At 42.2% G+C, this 17,938-nt stretch carries 10 protein-coding genes; 1 reads left to right on the top strand and 9 read right to left on the bottom strand.

The annotated features are described in order from the left end of the window. Positions 1-121: 121 nt before the first annotated feature. The 8 genes from Q0058_RS05610 to Q0058_RS05645 form a co-directional block, all read right to left on the bottom strand. Complete coding sequence (locus tag Q0058_RS05610) at positions 122-2,002, bottom strand: OmpA family protein (RefSeq protein ID WP_298221764.1); 1,881 nt, start codon at positions 2,000-2,002, stop codon at positions 122-124. Positions 2,003-2,013: 11 nt separating this feature from the next. After that, on the bottom strand, positions 2,014-2,961 hold the full coding sequence (locus Q0058_RS05615) for a type IX secretion system membrane protein PorP/SprF (protein WP_298221765.1): 948 nt from the start codon (positions 2,959-2,961) through the stop codon (positions 2,014-2,016). Between the two features lie 10 nt (positions 2,962-2,971). After that, on the bottom strand, positions 2,972-10,135 hold the full coding sequence (locus Q0058_RS05620) for a gliding motility-associated C-terminal domain-containing protein (protein WP_298221766.1): 7,164 nt from the start codon (positions 10,133-10,135) through the stop codon (positions 2,972-2,974). A 452-nt stretch (positions 10,136-10,587) separates the two neighbouring features. Then, positions 10,588-11,013: a hypothetical protein gene (locus tag Q0058_RS05625; protein ID WP_298221767.1), complete on the bottom strand. Its 426-nt coding sequence runs from the start codon at positions 11,011-11,013 to the stop codon at positions 10,588-10,590. A gap of 17 nt (positions 11,014-11,030) precedes the next feature. Continuing rightward, complete coding sequence (locus Q0058_RS05630) at positions 11,031-11,975, bottom strand: nitronate monooxygenase (protein WP_298221768.1); 945 nt, start codon at positions 11,973-11,975, stop codon at positions 11,031-11,033. Further along, positions 11,975-13,591 (bottom strand): S8 family serine peptidase, encoded by a 1,617-nt coding sequence (locus Q0058_RS05635; protein ID WP_298221769.1) that lies wholly within the window; start codon positions 13,589-13,591, stop codon positions 11,975-11,977. Before Q0058_RS05635 ends, Q0058_RS05630 begins: the two co-directional genes overlap by 1 nt. Before the next feature lie 25 nt (positions 13,592-13,616). Next, positions 13,617-14,804, bottom strand: coding sequence for a tRNA 2-thiouridine(34) synthase MnmA (gene mnmA / locus Q0058_RS05640; RefSeq protein WP_298221771.1), 1,188 nt, complete (start codon positions 14,802-14,804; stop codon positions 13,617-13,619). Positions 14,805-14,890: 86 nt separating this feature from the next. Further along, positions 14,891-15,640, bottom strand: coding sequence for a hypothetical protein (locus tag Q0058_RS05645; protein WP_298221774.1), 750 nt, complete (start codon positions 15,638-15,640; stop codon positions 14,891-14,893). Positions 15,641-15,979: 339 nt separating this feature from the next. Here Q0058_RS05645 and Q0058_RS05650 point away from each other — a divergent pair, with 339 nt between their 5' ends. Further along, complete coding sequence (locus tag Q0058_RS05650; protein ID WP_298221776.1) at positions 15,980-16,972, top strand: fasciclin domain-containing protein; 993 nt, start codon at positions 15,980-15,982, stop codon at positions 16,970-16,972. A gap of 57 nt (positions 16,973-17,029) precedes the next feature. On the opposite strand, the gene Q0058_RS05655 is transcribed toward Q0058_RS05650, so the two are convergent. Further along, positions 17,030-17,938 carry a patatin-like phospholipase family protein gene (locus Q0058_RS05655; protein ID WP_298221778.1) on the bottom strand — a complete coding sequence of 303 codons (909 nt, stop codon included), beginning with the start codon at positions 17,936-17,938 and terminating at the stop codon, positions 17,030-17,032.

Raw genomic sequence — 17,938 nt, forward strand, 5'->3', positions numbered from 1 at the left:
ACAAATATAAGGTTCTAAAATCGGAAGCCCGAAAAATAAAACACAATTTGTTGATTCCTTTACATTGAAACAAAAAAAAAATGCCACTATCCCTAGTGGCATCTTTAACCCAATAAAATAACTATTTCAAAATTATAAACTCACAACGTCGGTTGATGGAATGTTCCTGTTCGGTACAGCTGTTTCCACATCTTACTAAAGGAACCGTTTCTCCGAATCCTTTGTAACGGAGGCGTTTCCTTTTGATGCCGTTCTTCACGAGATACTCTAAAGTCGAGGCAGCCCGTTTGTTTGAAAGCATCATATTATAAGTATCGGTCGCACGCGAATCGGTGTGTGCGCCAATCTCGATTTCCATTTCCGGGTATTTCTTCAATAAATCTACTAAGACATTTAAGATTCTTTCCGCGTCAGATTTGATATCCCATTTGTTAAGATCGAAATAGATGTTTTCCAAAACAATCTGCACTTTTCCATCCTGACGTTTGGTGATGATTTCTTCGGCATCGTCGTAACATTCCATGAAAAGTTCGATGGTGTAACGCAGTTTTCCGTCTTCATTGGTCATGAATTCTTCGCTGTGCGGAATGTAGAAATCACGCATGGCTTCAATCCTGTACTTTTTGTTCGGCTCGGTCGCAAACACATAATCTGCTTCTGCGCCGACAACCATTTGCCCGATCAGGATGTTGTTTTCATCATACAACGACACCAAAGTTCCCGGCAATAGGTTTTGAGTGTTTTTATCTTTGACCTCACCTTCAACGACGTAACGTTCTTCGTTTTCCGTTCTGGTGAAACTGTATAAAGCATCGCCGATTTTTCTATTGGAAGAAAAGTAACCCAGATTTCTTTTTTCGTCAACCACATAGCTGAAATCGTCCATGTTACTGTTGATGGTTTCCCCTAAATTCAGCGGTTTGGCAAATGGTCCGCCATTAAGCGATTTGCTCATGAAAATGTCCAGTCCACCCATGCCTTGATGTCCGTCAGAAGCAAAATATAAAATACTTCCGTCATTCGAAATTTCGGGGAATTGTTCGCGGTGCATCGTATTCACGGCATTGCCTAAATTAACTGGCGTTCCGTAAGTTCCGTCTTCATTCACGTCAACCACAAAAAGGTCAAACGAACCTAAAGTTCCTGGCATATCGCTCGAGAAATATAGTTTCTTACCGTCTTTGGTCAGCACAGGATGTTCAGTAGAATACAAATCGCTGCAGAAAGGCAACGCTTTGATGTTGGTCCACTTGCCATCGACAAATTCGGCTTTATAGATTTTGATATTCGCAATCTTCTCGTCGCCTATTTTTACTTTTTTATCGTTGGTTCGGTTGAAATACATGATATGACCATCTTGGCTAAACGTGACGGAACTCTCATGCGTTTTAGTATTGATTTCTTTCGGGAAAGGTTCGATGTTGGTCAGCAATCCTTTTGAATTGACTTCAGCGCTGAACAGGTCGAGATACGGTTTTTCATTCCAGCCGAACGATTTGGAATCGGCATTTCTAAGCGACGCAAACGCTACTTTATCGCCGTAGAACGACATTCCAAAATCGCCATTGGAAGTGTTTTTCGCCATCGGCTGCACCACATAATTAAACGGCACATTGGTTTTAAGATTGTTGATGAATTTCGGCGTACTGACGTTAAATTTAAGGTATTCACTCATGATCTGATCGGCCTTGTCATAATCCGCCATTCCCAACAACGAATGGGCATATTTGAAATAATATTCCGGATTGAGCGTGTCTTTTTTATAGGTCAGGAATAACTTTCCGTAAGCGCGGACGGCTTCCTTCATTTGGGAATTGTTGTAATAGCAATCGCCTAAATTCTGAAGCACATTTCTATTTTCACCAAGCTGCTCGTACATTTCGGCGGCTTTCACATAAGATCGCTTGGCGAACAATGCATTGGCTTTCTTCTCGCTTCCTTTTTGGGCAAACAGCGAAAGATTGAAACAAAGTATTAAAAGTATAAAATAGTGTTTTCTCATTTTTTTCGTTGTTAGAAGAACCTTGGTGATTTTTCGTAGCCTTTAGATGAAAGATTCGAGGTGTCCAAATCAAACAATAAAAATATTTCGTGCGAACCTGAATTGAAATTACCCAGGTTACTCAATGTGTAATCGTAAGAATAACCGATGCGTAAATTCGGTGTAATGGAGAAAGCAACCAAGCCACTCACAGCATCATCCACGCGATAACCGGCACCCAATTCGAATTGGTTGTCAAATAAGAAATTGGCGGTCAAATCCATCGATAATGGCGCACCTGAAACGGCTTTGGTCATAAACGCCGGTTTGAATTTGGTGTTCGGACTCAAATCGAAAACATAACCTCCGGTGAAGAAATAGTGTATTTCTTCTACGCCGGTTGCTTTGATGCCATTTTTAGTTTCGAGGTGTTTCGTCGTTAATAAATTAGGAGCCGACAAACCTATGTAATAATGGTCGCTGAAGTAAAATGCTCCTGCACCAACATTCGGGAAGGTCTCGTTGATGTTTTTAGAAAAGGCTTCATCTGGTGTGGTATCGGTATATTGGAAACCACCAAAATCCGCATCAAAAAGCGTGACGCCGGCTTTAAGTCCGAACGATAATTTATTGTTTGGCGAAACCGGAATCACGTAAGCTGCATCGGCATAAATGTTATTTTCATGGACGACATCTCCGATGACATCACTTACGACAGACAATCCTAATTCGATTCTTTTGGCCACCGGCGCATGCACGAATACAGTAGCGGTTTTTGGCGCTCCTACTACTCCAACCCATTGGGTTCTGTATAATCCACCAGCGTTTATGACACCTTCGTTGTCAGTTGCATAACCCGGATTGATGATGCTCATGTTATACATATAATGTGTAAACTGAGGATCCTGTTGCGCTTTTGCCAGAGTAGAAACCAGGAAAATGCCGATAAAAACCAAATATGTAAAACTTCTTTTTTTCATCTTATTTCATTTATCTACTTAAATATAGTCGGCCTTGTTTGTCATCCATCACACCGTCATTGTATTGCAGGATGTAAAAATACACGCCGACCGGAACCGTTTTGTCGCCGAATTTGATACCGCCTTCAGAGGTTGTTCCGTCCCAATTTGGGGTATTGATATCGCCTTTGTAAAGAATATTACCGTAACGGTTAAAGATTTCCAATTTAAAGGCTGGATATTTCGTAGTTAAGTTTTTGATTTCAAAAGTATCATTGACGTTATCTCCATTAGGAGAGAATCCGTCAGGAATCAAAATATCATCACATGGATCAAGCGTCACCAGAACCGGAAGACGCGTTTCGCTTTCACAACCTGTTGCTGCTTGAATCGCTGCAAAATAAGTAGTCGCATCAACCAATAAATCAGTACTTGCGTATGCTGTTCCGCCTGTGTTTGCATTATACCAAACGATGGTTTGCGTTCCTGTAATATTAGCGGTCAAAGTAGCAATCGTTGGGTTGGTTGGGGCACAGAATTTACTTCCGTTAGGCCCTAACACCGGCGTGTCAACTGCTGTAGACACTTCAAAAGTGAACGGAGCAATGCCAATATTTGCAGTATTACAAAGCCCTACGACACCAACAATTTGGGTGATGGTCACCGTGACATTTCCGGCAGTGGTTAAGTCCGCTGCAGGAATCGTAAACGTTCCGGTGCCGCTGACTACCGTAACCAAATCAGTATGGGTTGCTGTAGCGGCTCCTGATAAATCGTAGGTGATATTATAACTTCCATCTTGTAAAGGTATTGCCGTTTGGCTCGCAAGCGTAATTTCATTTGAAGTATTCAAACAAGCCGTTGCCGCTGTCATGACGCCATTCGATAAATCCGGTAATGGGCTTACAATAAACGAAGCATTAGCCGTTTCCGTCAAATTATTACATCCGCCCGAAAGGTTGACGATGGAGCTAATAGTAAGTGTAAAAGTTGCTGAAGTGCTTAAAGTAGCCGCAGGGATTGTAAACTGTCCTGCACCTCCGGCTATTGCAATTACACCAGTGGTGTCTGTATTTGGAGTTCCCGATGGAATGCTGTATACAAATTGATAATTTCCATCGGTTAATCCGGTTGCGCCGTTAATAGAAACCACTGCAGGGTTTCCGAAACAAATGTTAGCTATACTCAAATTGGCATTGTCAAGATCAGAAGTCGGTTTGATAATAAAATCAGCACTCACGTTCGGATTGATTGGCACCGTACACGATGTTGTGGCGTTGGTAATATTCAGGAAGGTAACTCTTGTGGTTCCAGTGTTTGGAATATCACTCGCACTGATCGTAAGAATTCCGGTTCCTCCTGAAATGGTTACCGGTGCATTTTGATTGACCAAGATATTGCTGATCGATAAATCATAGTTTAAAACATATGCGCCATCAACCATACCATTGAAAGTGACTGTTACATTATCGCCTTTACAATTTGGCGAAGACACGCTAATATTAGCCGCATCTAAAATTGGATTGGTCAGTATCGTAAATTGAACCGTAGCAGCATCAGTCCCGCAAGTATTGGTAATCGTATAAGTGTAAGTGTAAGTTGCCGGTGCTAAAGTAGTAACATCAACCGTGTTGGTTACGACCTGATTGGTAGCGTCAGTCCAGATGCCTCCGGTTTGCGCTCCGATCAACAAAGAATTCAAATCGAACGTTCCCTGAGAATTGCAGACATCCTGATTCCCAGCAGACGTTCCCGCATCCGGAATTGGATTCACCGTAACACTAACGATTGCGGAATCATTATCGCACGGATCATTTCCGCTTAAAGTATAGGTGTAATCTTGCGCAACATCCACTGCAGGGTTAAAAACTCCGGTACCACTTGCTAATGCAGGCGACCATGTTCCTCCCGCTTGAGGCGTACCGTTAAGGCTTAAAAACAAATCACGTGGTGCATCAGTGATACAGAAAGTAGTGGCTCCATTTGCTCCTGCTTCAGGTCCCTGACGTACAACGACGGTAAGATCGGCATGATCCGGTGCACAAAATGGATCTCCAACGGTGTAAGTATATACTCCAGATAAATCTACTGAAGGATCAAACATATTTGTGCCGCTCGCTAAAGCAGGTGACCAAACGCCGCCCGGTTGTGGTGTGCCGCCAAGTCTGGTTGTCAAATCAACTGGAGCAGAATTAGAACAAATGTTGGTGCTGTTATCATCTCCTGCATCCGGTACTGGATTTACGATAACAGTTACTGTAGCGGTATCATTATCACAAGGAGCATTTCCGCTCAAAGTATAAACATAAACATTGGGCGCATCAACAGCAGGATTGAACAGATCGGTTCCACTAGCTAATGCCGGCACCCACGTCCCTCCGGCTTCCGCTAAAGGCCCTAACAATGGAAATAAATTTATTGGGGCACTGTTGACACATAAAGTCGTGCTCGCAGGAGCTCCAGCATTTGGACCAACCCTAATGCTAACGGTTACTGTTGCGCTGGCACTTCCGCAAGGCGCTGTACCATTAACCGTGTATGTATAGTTTCCAGCTACATCTACAGCTGGATTAAACATATTAGTTCCACTGCTCAAGGCTGGCAACCAAGTTCCTCCGGCTTGAGGGGTTCCTCCTAAATAAGTCGTTAAATCAACCGGATCAATATTGGAACATAACGGAGCGTTCCCATTCGTTCCTGCATTTGGAGCAGTTACTATCGTAACCATCACTAAAGCAGTATCATTAACACATGGTGGTGTTCCGGCTACCGTATAAATATAAGGACCGGCGGCATCAACAGCAGGATTAAAGAAACCTGTTCCGCTAGCTAAAGGCACGCCAGTAGCACTTGCCCATGTTCCGCCCGGTTGTGCTGATGCTCCTAACAGTAAAAACAAATCCTGAGGCACATCGTTACTGCATATACGAAGATTTGCGTTGCTTCCTGCTGAAGGAGGTTGCGTCACGGTCATCGTGGTCGAACCTGTCAGAGTCTGTGTACAGCTTGGTGGATTGGTCAAAGTAACGCTGACCAAATTAAAAGTGGTAGTCACTGATAAAGGAATGCTCAAAGTAGCGGTTCCTGATGCACCGATATTAATAGTTGCAGGATTCACTCCATTGATGTTGTAAACCACTGTAGAATTTGGTGTTCCTGTAAAAAGTATCGCTGCGATTGTTCCCGAACAAACCGTTCCGCTTGACGAAACTGTAGCCGTCGGCAATGGATTGATGGTGATGGTGATGCTATCGGTGAGCAATTTAGTACATGATGGCGTTCCTGCAGAAACTACATTTACCAATGTGTAAACTGTAGTTGCCGATAACGAACCGGTTAGTGTTGCCGTACCTGAACCATCCAGAACAATGGTCTGATTAACGCCATTATTCACAGTATAAGTTACTGTAGCATTCGCTGTCCCTGTAAAAGTAACTGTCGTGTTAGCTCCCAAACATACACTTGAAGGACCAGCAATCGTCGCATTTGGCAATGGCGAAACAGTTATTGTAACGCTACCCGTTTGAGGTTGACTGCAACCCGGCGTTCCTGTTGTTGAGATGCTCACCAATGAAATAGTCGTTGTGCTTGAATAAGTATTGGTATATGTTGCGACTCCCGAAGCGTCTAAGGTGATGGTCTGACTGTTTCCGCCGACCGTGAAAGTTACGATAGCATTTGGTGTTCCGGTAAAAGTAACCGAAGCACTCGAACCTGAACAAATCGTAGCATCTGAAGTAAGGACAACTGACGGCACAGCTTGGACTGTTATTGTACTAGTAGCCGTAAGCGGTTGCGTACAACTTGGCGTTCCAGAAGTCGTCGCATCGACCAAACTAAAAACGGTTGTGGCATTGTAAGTATTGGTTATTGACGCTGAACCAGAGGCATCTAAAACTATCGTTTGATTAGCCCCACTGTTGATGGTATAAGTAACGGTAGCATTAGCGGGACCAGTAAATGTCATGATAGCACTAGAACCAAAACAAATGGTAGCATCCGGAGATAAGGTCACTACCGGCAGAGGAATAACCGTTATGGTTACGCTTCCGGTTTGAGGCTGTGTACAAGGCGTTGTTCCTGAAGAAGTAACGCTTACCAAAGTATAAACAGTAGTTGCAGTATAGGCATTTGTTATTGAGGCCGTTCCTGAAGCATCTAAAATAATGGTTTGGTTCGCCCCGCCATTGACCGTATAAGTAACAGTCGCATCAGCCGTTCCTGTAAAGGTAACAGTGGCATTCGTTCCCTCACAAATAGTAGTGTTGTCTACAGCAATGGTCACTGTTGGCAACGGCAATACGGTTATGGTAACGGTTCCTGTTTGAGGCTGACCACAACTTGGCGTTCCGGCAGTGGCAACACTTACTAAATTAAAGGTAGCGTTTGCTGAATAAGTATTGGTCAATGTTGCAGATCCTGAAGCATCTAAGGTAATGGTTTGGTTCGCTCCACTATTGATGGTGTAAGTAGCAATAGCATTAGGCGTTCCTGTAAAAGTCACCGTTGCTGAACCTCCAGAGCAAATCGCCACATCTGAAGCTATGCTAACTATTGGCAAATCAACGACCGTTATGGTCACAGATCCTGTTTGCGGTTGCGTACAGACTGGTGTTCCTGCGGTGGTAATATCAATTAATGTGAAAGTTGTCGTTGTAGTATAAGAATTGGCAATAGTAGCTAGCCCAGCAGTATCTAAAGTTATCGTTTGATTAGCTGAACCGGTAGTATAAGTCACGGTAGCATTGGGCGTTCCTGTAAAAGTCACCGTAGCGGTCGAACCGGTACAAATCGTTTGGCTTGAAGCTATCGTAACTGTAGGCAATGGCAAAACTGTAATGGTCACCGTACCCGTTTGAGGTTGTACACAAACCGGAATCGTCGGTGTAGCTACACTCACTAAATTAAATACGGTTGTCGCGGTATAATTATTTACAATAGTTGCTATTCCGCCCGCGTCGAGCACGATCGTTTGATTCGCTCCGCCATTGACAGTATAAGTTACTGTAGCATTCGCCGTTCCTGTAAAAGTTACTGTTGCTGAACTATTAGGACAAATATTTTGACTTCCTGAAATACTCACTGTAGGAAGCGGAATGACTGTAATCACCACTGATCCCGTTTGTGGTTGCACACAACTTGGCGTGCCAGCAGAAGCGACACTTACCAACGCAAATGTTGTTGTTGCTGAATACGTATTGGTTACGGTAGCCGTTCCGGCAGCATTTAAAACAATGGTTTGGTTCGTGCCGCCATTAATAGTATAGGTAACCGTTGCATTCGCCGTACCTGTAAAAGTCACTGTAGCCGGAGTTCCTAAACAGACCGAAGTACTCGACGCGATGGTAACCGTTGGCAATGGCAAAATGGTAATGGTCACAGAACCTGTTTGTGGCAAAGTACAAACCGGAATGGTCGCCGTAGCAATGCTCACTAAATTAAAAATTGTTGTTGCACTATAAGTGTTCGTAATGCTTGCAGTTCCTGCCGCATCCAAAACAATAGTTTGATTCGCCCCACCATTAATAGTATAGGTAACTATAGCATTTGCAGTTCCCGTAAAAGTAACCGTTGCCGGACTGTTAGGGCAAATATTTTGACTCGAAGTAATGGTTACTGATGGCGGCGGGATAACCGTAATAACCATCGAAGCCGATTGCGGTTGTATACAGACCGGAGTGGTTGCTGAAGCGACACTTACCAATGTAAAGGTAGTTGTAGCCGTATAAGTATTGGTTATCGATGCGGTTCCTACAGCATTTAAAACGATGGTTTGATTCGCTCCGCCATTGACCGTATAAGTTACCGTCGCATTGGCTGTTCCTGTAAAAGTAACCGTAGCTGTGGAACCCGAACAAATCGATACGTTAGAAGAAATTGTTACTGTCGGCAGCGGCAAAACCGTTATTGTTACCGAACCAGACAAATTCTGTCCACATACCGGCGTCCCTGAAGAAGCGATACTTACCAAATTAAATACCGTATTAGCAGTGTAAGTATTGCTAACAGTACCCGAACCGGAGCCATCCAATACAATTGTCTGATTAGCCCCACTATTAATTGTATAAGTTACCGTTGCATTAGGTGTTCCAGTAAAAGTTACGACAGCATTCGAACCCGAACAAATCGTCGGCGTATTGACAGCAATAGTAGCAGTTGGCAAAGGCAAAACATTAATGATTACCGTTGAAGAAGCCGGCGAACAAACCGAAGCAGTTACATTATAAGTAAAGGTATACGAACCAACCGCCAGAGAAGAAACATCAATCGTTCCTAAATTTCCATTAGTGGTTGGCAACGGGCCTGTCCATGTTCCGGTAGCGTCAGGCGTTCCGCCCAATTCATCAAACAAATTGAAAGGCGCGGTGGTCGGAATATCAGAAATACAAATACCTCTTGTAGCATTTGAACCAGGATCATTGGGGTCGTTAAAGATGACTGACACATCAAGACGGGTGATGCTTTCACAAAACTCATCAGAAGACGCGGCGTAATAGGTTTGCCCTTCAATCAAAGGCGTCGACAAAGGTATTTCTACTCCTGAAGTAGAGCTTAAGTACCAAAGCACGTTGCTTCCACTGACTACAAAGTCAGCCACCGTAGGCGTGGGCGTAGAACAAAGCACCTGAACATTATCTCCAGTCGGCGGTGGCAAAATCCTTACAGCCACAAAAACCCTTTGCCTTGATGTTTCACAACCCGTATTGGGATTGATCTGGCTCGCGTAATAAAAAGTATTGTTGATTAAAGAAGTCGTCGGCGCCAAAGCGGTTCCACCAGTCGGAGACAAATACCACTGAATCATATTTCCCGTCGCCTGAAGATCCTCAACAGTAGATTCCTCACAAAATCCTTGTTGCTGCGCTACTACCGAAGGCTTAGTATAAATACTCACTACCACCGGCTGGCGAACACAGGTTCCCGTATTGTCATCGGCAAAATAATCTTCGCCATTATTCAAAGCAATTGAAGGAGATAAAGCCACACCCCCAGTAGCATTAGCATACCATTTAACTCCACCTCCATTATCCGTTGCAGCAAGATTGGCAATAGTCGGCGACTCGGTATCGCAAAATGACTGAGCAGGATCGTTGACCGACGGACATTGCCCAAACGAATTTAAAGCAAACCCGAAACAGGCTAAGAACAAGTAAAGATGAAGTGTGTTTTTTCTACCAAGAGTATTAATTCCCATAAGCATAACAAATTGACCAATTAAGAAATTTACAGCACCAATAAAGCGGCTTTCATAATAAAAATCTAATGTCTTCGAGTCTTTGAATCACCTTTGTATACGGCCAATTCAGACTAAAAACTATAGTCCAGATTACAGTTACTATATTACTGCAATTAATCTTTTCAAAATTTGAATCATTTTAATGTTATGAACAAAATCATCAACAGCCTGTTGATAAAAAACAGTAGCGGAATTAAATTTTAAATTATTGTTTTTCAATATTTTAAAATTTAAAAATAAAAATAACAGTAAAAAAAAAGTGTTTTTAGAGGCAAAAAATAAAGTTTTCAACAGCAGGATATTCACAAAAAAAACGACCTAAAATACAGTCGTTTTGATTAAAATTGATGCTAAAACTACCTTCAAAAATTTCAACAGAAAAAAGTAGCATCATCCAAAAAATTAAAAAACTAGCGCTCGCCTTTTTCGATGTAATTTACGATGTTATACACCACGATAAAGTTTTTCTGATTGATGTAAAGTTGTTTTCGGTTGTCTTGTTTTTTTCTGGTGATAATCGAAATTGTAAAAGGATTCCCATCATCATCTTTGCAAGTAAAAGGGTAAATGATATCGTTGTCATTCTCTTCCTTGTCTTCATAATTCAGGATGTCGTATAACTGAACTTCCTGCGAGTAAATAACGATGCGGTTTTTATTGGTATCTAAAGTGATTACTATAGATGTATCTTTGAGATCAGACCATTTCCCCCAATCGCCTTTGGAATCTTTTTCCATGACGCTAAAACCAGTCGTCAGAAATTTATAGGTTTGGGCTTCTGTGTGCAAAGCAATAAAAACGATCAGAAAAAAACTGTAGATATACTTCAACTTCATAGTTTTGAATTTACGATTTAAAAATGAATCCGCGATATCGATTCTTTTACTTGATCAAACTCCGCCATAACCTCATCGATGATTTGCGCTACAGGTTTGATTTCATCAATCAGTCCGGCGATTTGACCGATTTCAAGTTCGCCTTCAATCAAGTCACCCTCAAACATACCGCGCTTGGCCCTCGCCCGCCCTAACAAAGTTTTCAATTGTTCAGTGGTCGGACATTGGTTGTATAAATCCTGCAAATCATTATAGAATTTATTCTTGATCAAACGCACAGGTGCAAGTTCTTTTAAGGTCAATTGTGTGCCGCCTTCTTCGACTTCGATAATGGTTTTCTTGAAATCCTCATGCGACGAAGATTCGACCGTTGCTGCAAAACGGCTTCCCATCTGAACGCCATCTGCGCCCAAAACCATTGCCGCTAACATGCCTCTTCCTGTAGCGATCCCTCCCGCGGCAATCAAAGGAATGGTGATATTTCTTCTGACCATCGGAATCAGCGTCAAGGTTGTAGTTTCTTCTCTTCCGTTATGACCACCGGCTTCAAATCCTTCGGCTACGACCGCATCGACTCCGGCTTCCTGCGCTTTCAACGCAAACTTGGAACTGCTCACCACATGAACTACCGTGATGCCGTTTGCCTTCAAATGCGATGTCCATGTTTTTGGATTTCCAGCGGATGTGAACACGATTTTCACGCCTTCTTCTATAATGATGTTGATGATTTCTTCGATGTTCGGATACAGCATCGGCACATTGACCCCGAAAGGTTTGTCGGTCGCTTTTTTACATTTCTGAATGTGTTCGCGCAAGACTTCCGGATACATCGAACCGGCTCCAATTAAGCCTAATCCTCCGGCGTTACTGACTGCGCTAGCCAATTTGTAACCGCTATTCCAAATCATTCCGCCTTGTATAATCGGATACTGGATGTTGAAAAGTTGCGTAATCTGATTCATTATTGCTTCGAAATTTTCCCGGATTGCGAATAGTTATTGGACTGTATGGTATAGAGATACATACCTGAATTGATTTCATTCAAAGTGAAAGTCGCATTCTGATCTGAAACTTTTTGTTGCAAAACCAATTGGCCTAAAGTATTGTAAATGCTCACATCAGCACTATCATATCCGTCTGGAAAAGAGATCGTAATATTGTCTTTTGTCGGATTTGGGAAAATTAAGAACTTAGATTCCGTCTGATTCTGAACAGCCAACAATCCATTGTTCAACGCGAGGTTAAAATCCGGGATTCCATAACCCAATTCGGCATCAGGGTTGGCATACTGACTAGCCGATTCTTTAATCAATCGCACTATGGTTTCGTTGGTGTAATTGGGTAACGCCTGCCACAGACAAGCAACCATTCCAGCAATAATCGGACCCGAAAAAGAAGTCCCGCTTGCCGTAGTAATGTTTCCGTTAGTATTCGACAATACGGATTGCTGTCCTTGCGCCACGACATCAGGTTTTACCCTTCCGTCAAACGATGGTCCTTGTGAACTGAAACTCGCGTAATTGCCCGCAGCATTGACTGCACCAATCGTTAAAGCATGCACCGCATCAGCCGGAGCGGAGATATAATGCCAGTCGCTATTGCCTGAATTTCCGGCAGAATTCACAGAAATGATGCCTCTACTGAAAGCCATATCAACGCCTTTAGAAATGAAAGCGGTGTGGCCATTCATATCTTCATAAGTAAAATTATAATTGGGATTGTCGAATTCGGTATAACCGAGTGAAGTCGTAATGATATCAACACCTAAACGGTCAGCTTCTTCAGCGGCTTCGACCCAAAGCGACAATTCTAAAGGCCATTCGTTATTGCCGTCTTCAGTGATGAACAAGTAGTACGAAGCGTCTGGCGCCGTGCCCACCAATTGACCGTCTTTGTATCCTCCCATGGTGGAAAGCACCATAGTTCCGTGCGAAATTCCGCTGTAAAAATCAGCATTTCTGTTCACATAATCATAGCCGCCCAAAATCTGATTGTTATCTCTTAATCTTGCAAAAGGTTCTGCCGTATCAACACCCGGAAAACCACCATCCATCACGGCAATGATTTTTCCGGAACCTGTATAATCCTGCTGGTGTAATAGTTGGCCGTTGAGCATCTGGATCTGGTTAGAAGAATTTCCATAATTGAACAATGACATATTCTTAAAAAAAGTTTTTCCTTTTTTATTTTTTTTGACTGTGGCTGTTCTGCCGCCTACATTCAAAGACCTGTCGGCAAAATCCAAGTGATCCACAAATGGCAAAGTACTTAACGCATTGATAGCTTCGACGCTTCCCTGAACGTGCAATACATTAAACCACTTTGACTTGGCCATCACAGCAATACCGTTGGCAGCTGCAATTTGGTCAATGTAGGGTTGGTATATCGGCGCATCATGAATATCCAAAGCGATGTTTTGTGTCGTTCTTCGATCTAACGAACGTTGGGACAATTCAGACAACGGATTGTTGAAAAAATCCTGCGCATTAGGCTTCGCATTCAAATAGACCCAAGCATCCTGTTGCGAGAAAACCTGAACCGAAATTAAAATCAACAATAGAATAATATATTTTTTCATAGCCCTATTATTTTAAAATGTAAACTTACGAAATTACTCCAGAACCTACTAATTCCTCATCGAGATACCAAGCGACAAATTGTCCTTCGGTGATTGCGGATTGCGGTTCATCAAAAGCGACGTACAATCCTTTTTCAAATTGGTGTAAGGTGGCTTGCTGCAAAGGTTGACGGTAACGGATTCTCGCCATCACCTGCATCGATTCGCCGTTGTTCAACTTCAAATCCTGACGCACCCAATGCACTTCGGAAGCCTCAACAAACAAAGCTTTCCTGAAAAGTCCGGGATGATTGCTGCCTTGTCCTGTATAAATCGTATTGGTTTCTACATCAGTCGCAATCACAAATAAAGCTTCAGGTGTGCCGCCAACGTTGAGCCCTTTTCGCTGCCCGGTCGTAAAATAATGCGCGCCCTGATGTTTGCCCACGACTTTTCCCATGGCGGGTGTGTAAGCAATGGCCGCGGCTTCAAGTTCGAGTTGTGCTTCTATCGAATCGGCGCTTGGTTTTGGGTCGAGATATACGGATTCGGTAGCTTCGACCTCGAAAATCAATCCTGCTTTTGGTTGCAGTTTTTGTTGCAGGAATTCGGGCAAACGCACTTTTCCGATGAAACACAATCCTTGTGAATCTTTCTTTTCAGCGGTCACGAGTTCCATTTCGGTGGCGATGGCGCGCACTTCGGGTTTGGTCAATTCGCCAATCGGAAATAATGATTTCGATAATTGTTCCTGCGACAATTGGCAAAGAAAATACGATTGGTCTTTATTGGTATCAACACCGGCAAGCAATTGATAAACCAGTTGACCATCGACTTCGATTTCACCTTTGCGGCAGTAATGTCCGGTAGCAACAAAGTCGGCGCCCAAATCCAAAGCGATTTTCATGAACACATCGAATTTGATCTCGCGGTTGCACAATACATCGGGATTCGGCGTGCGGCCTTTTTCATATTCATTGAACATATAATCGACGATTTTCTCTTTGTATTGCTCGCTGAGATCGACCGTCTGGAAAGGAATGCCTAGTTTCTGCGCGACCAAAAGTGCGTCGTTGCTGTCTTCAAGCCAAGGACATTCGTTGGAAATTGTCACAGAATCATCGTGCCAGTTCTTCATGAAAAGCCCGATCACTTCATAACCTTGCTGTTGCAACAGATAAGCCGCAACACTCGAATCAACTCCACCGGAAAGCCCGACAACTACACGTTTCATTTCGCAAAAATTTAAGCTGCAAAACTACGATAAAATTTTATTTCGATTTGGGTTTTACGAGATTCTTAACTTTAGCCTTTGGTTGGCTAATTTTCGATAGGATTCTCTACAGGACGCGCGGGTTTTCTGCGCTTGATTTTGTCCATGTTGTCTTTCTTGACGAGTTTGCCGTCTTGGTAAAATTCCCAGGTTCCGGATTTCTTCCCGTTTTTGAAATTGCCCTTGGAAACCAGATTCCCAAGCGGATCATTGTAAACCGCAGGGCCGTCAAGTTGGTCTTTTTTATAATTAGAATCTTCCAGTATGGTGCCTTTTAAGGTATACTTTTTATAACTCCCGTTTTTAAGCCCATTGCTGTAATAGGCTTCTTCAGCAACATTCTCCTCACCTTTGACACCTGAACCTCTATAAAAAACCGTTCGCTTTCCTTCTAATTTTCCGGCTTTGTAATTTTCTATCGTCATCACATCAGGCGAACTTTCGTGGTAATATTTCCATTCGCCTTCGTTGCGTTTGTTGACCTGCTTCCCTTCGCTGACTTTGTTTTTGGTCTGGTCGTAGAAAATCGTGTAAACGGAATTATCTTTCGAATTGAACTCGCGCGTGGCTATGACTGTGGGTGTTTTAATGTCGTCGTAAAATTTAAACACACCGGTTTCTTTGCCATGGCTGAAAGCACCTTCGTAACGCAATCTTTTCGATTCGGGATAATAACCTTTCCACAAGCCGTCTTTGTTGCCTTTTGCATCGAGTTTGTTGATATCGGTTTGGGATGCAACAGATTGATGAACGCCAAAGATAATCATCAAACATAAAAAATAAATCTTGTTATTCATCAAAATCGATTTAAGAATAGTATACATAACTGAAAGCAGTAAGGTTTTATTTTGTCAAAAATACATTATTATTTCAACAACATTTTGAGTAATAGTTTTTGTGGGGACTTTGGTTACGGCAAATTTTATTTTGTTTGACGCCAAGCAACGACATCAAGAATACAAATCAGTCTTTAGCGCCTAAAAACCATAAGCCATTGATTATTAACGCAAAATACAGAAGTAAACACACGTTAAGAAAGTGCTAAATTTTAATTTTGTTTATTCTTTTTAACAAAAAATTAGACAATTACATATTTTTGTTTAATAGTTTAGCCAAATAACCAAACAATAATTCTTATGAAAAAAAATCTTAAACTCAGTTTACTAGCCTTAGTGGCTTTTATGGCGTTCACAACAATTTCATGTAGTAATGACGATGATGATGACACTCCAGCAGCACCTCAAACTATTACACAAATTGCACAAGGAAATGCAAATTTATCGCTTTTAGTACAGGCTCTGACCAAAGCAGGTCTGACCGAAACTTTAAATACTGCCGGAACTTACACAGTATTCGCACCAAACAATGATGCTTTCAATGCTGCCGGTTATACAAGTAGTGCAATTGCTGCGCTTACAACACCAGCGGAAATTGCCGGATTAAAAAATATTTTACTCAACCATGTAATTGGAACAAAATTTACAGCTTCTCAATTGACAACTGGTTACAAAAAGACACTTGCAGTTTCAGCTGCAGATGCTCCAAATGGTAAAATAGACATTTACATTAACACCTCTTCCGGAGTTAAGTTGAATGGCGGGGCAAATGTAATCACCCCAAATGTCAATGCTTCAAATGGTGTTGTACACGTTGTAGACAAAGTGATTGCGTTACCTACGATAGTTACTTTTGTTGGAGCTGATCCAAATTTTTCATCACTATTAGCTGCACTAACAAGACCAGACCAATTGGATGAAGGTTTTGCAACACTATTATCAGGAACTACATCTTCTCCATTTACCGTTTTTGCTCCAACAAATGCTGCTTTCAGCAGTTTATTAACAGAATTAGGCCCTGGAACAACATTGGCAAACATTCCTGAACAAACATTAACCAACACCTTAAAATATCATGTCAAAGCTGGAGCAAATGTGCTTTCTTCCAGTTTATCGAATAACTTACCAGTGAGTACATTTTTAGGTCAAAATTTCACCATTGAGATTTTACCTACTACTGGCGCACAAATCAGAGATGCCAGTAACAGAGTTTCAAAAATAGTAGCGGTAGATGTTCAATCGAATAACGGAGTTGTTCATGTCATTGACAAAGTGTTATTACCCACTCCATAATAAATCATTTAAAAACAAAAAAGCCTTCAAAATTGAAGGCTTTTTTTATGGATAAAATTATTTATCAATGATGTTATCACTCATCAACTCGCTTTTATTCTTCGCGTATTCATAACCTTGCAACCACCATTCTTTCATTTTATTTTTATTGAAAATCAAGGCGTTATTCGTCAGTTGAATCGGCGTGTAATATAAATTAAGCTTGACATCTTTGTTTTTCGCCGCTAATTTCCCAATGGTGATGTCGTGCTTTTCAACCTGATCGAGCAAAGTTTGAAACAGATCGACCATCAACGAAAAAGGATTTCTTCCGATGCGTCTTGGCGCGGTTTGCGTTTCAGTTTCCAAAATGATCACATCGATTTCAGTGGCGCCGCGGTTGATTGCTTCCCGGATTGGAACCAAACTGGAAAATCCGCCATCCCCGTATTCACAATCGTTTTTCGAAGCCAAAGTCATGAACGGAATGTAATTGCACGAAATCCAGATCCAGTCGCAGAATTCTTCATAATCGAAATCGCGAATGCATTTGTATTCGACCTCGTTTTTGGAAAGATTCGTCACCGTCACAACAATATTGGTTTTCGACATTTTAAGTTGGTTGAATTCCGACAAAGTGAAATTTTCCTTGATGTAATGTCGCAACCGTTGGCTTTCCCCAAAAGTCCGTTTGCCGCGAAAAAACTGAAGCAACACGTTAAAATGGTTGATCCCGACCGAATCCATTCCTTTCTTATGCCTGACCACAAAAGGATTGACATCGAAAATATGGTGCATATCGACTTCGGTGTAAACGTTACGGATTTTTTCGACATTGCCCAAAGCAAGGTGTGGAATCAGCAGGCTTCCCGTTGATGTGCCGAGCAACAAATCATATTCACAGCGTTTTTCCTGCAACAGATATTGCGCTACGCCGCCTCCGAAAGCACCTTTGCTTCCTCCGCCTGATATGACTAATGCTTTCAT

The sequence above is a fragment of the Flavobacterium sp. genome (assembly GCF_027484705.1).
Lineage (GTDB): Bacteria > Bacteroidota > Bacteroidia > Flavobacteriales > Flavobacteriaceae > Flavobacterium.

Coding starts and splice junctions, on each gene's coding strand:
- Q0058_RS05635 (WP_298221769.1), bottom strand. CDS start 13,591: ATGAAAAAATATATTATTCTATTGTTGATTTTAATTTCGGTTCAGGTT.
- mnmA (WP_298221771.1), bottom strand. CDS start 14,804: ATGAAACGTGTAGTTGTCGGGCTTTCCGGTGGAGTTGATTCGAGTGTT.
- Q0058_RS05630 (WP_298221768.1), bottom strand. CDS start 11,975: ATGAATCAGATTACGCAACTTTTCAACATCCAGTATCCGATTATACAA.
- Q0058_RS05610 (WP_298221764.1), bottom strand. CDS start 2,002: ATGAGAAAACACTATTTTATACTTTTAATACTTTGTTTCAATCTTTCG.
- Q0058_RS05650 (WP_298221776.1), top strand. CDS start 15,980: ATGAAAAAAAATCTTAAACTCAGTTTACTAGCCTTAGTGGCTTTTATG.
- Q0058_RS05615 (WP_298221765.1), bottom strand. CDS start 2,961: ATGAAAAAAAGAAGTTTTACATATTTGGTTTTTATCGGCATTTTCCTG.
- Q0058_RS05645 (WP_298221774.1), bottom strand. CDS start 15,640: ATGAATAACAAGATTTATTTTTTATGTTTGATGATTATCTTTGGCGTT.
- Q0058_RS05620 (WP_298221766.1), bottom strand. CDS start 10,135: ATGGGAATTAATACTCTTGGTAGAAAAAACACACTTCATCTTTACTTG.
- Q0058_RS05655 (WP_298221778.1), bottom strand. CDS start 17,938: ATGAAAGCATTAGTCATATCAGGCGGAGGAAGCAAAGGTGCTTTCGGA.
- Q0058_RS05625 (WP_298221767.1), bottom strand. CDS start 11,013: ATGAAGTTGAAGTATATCTACAGTTTTTTTCTGATCGTTTTTATTGCT.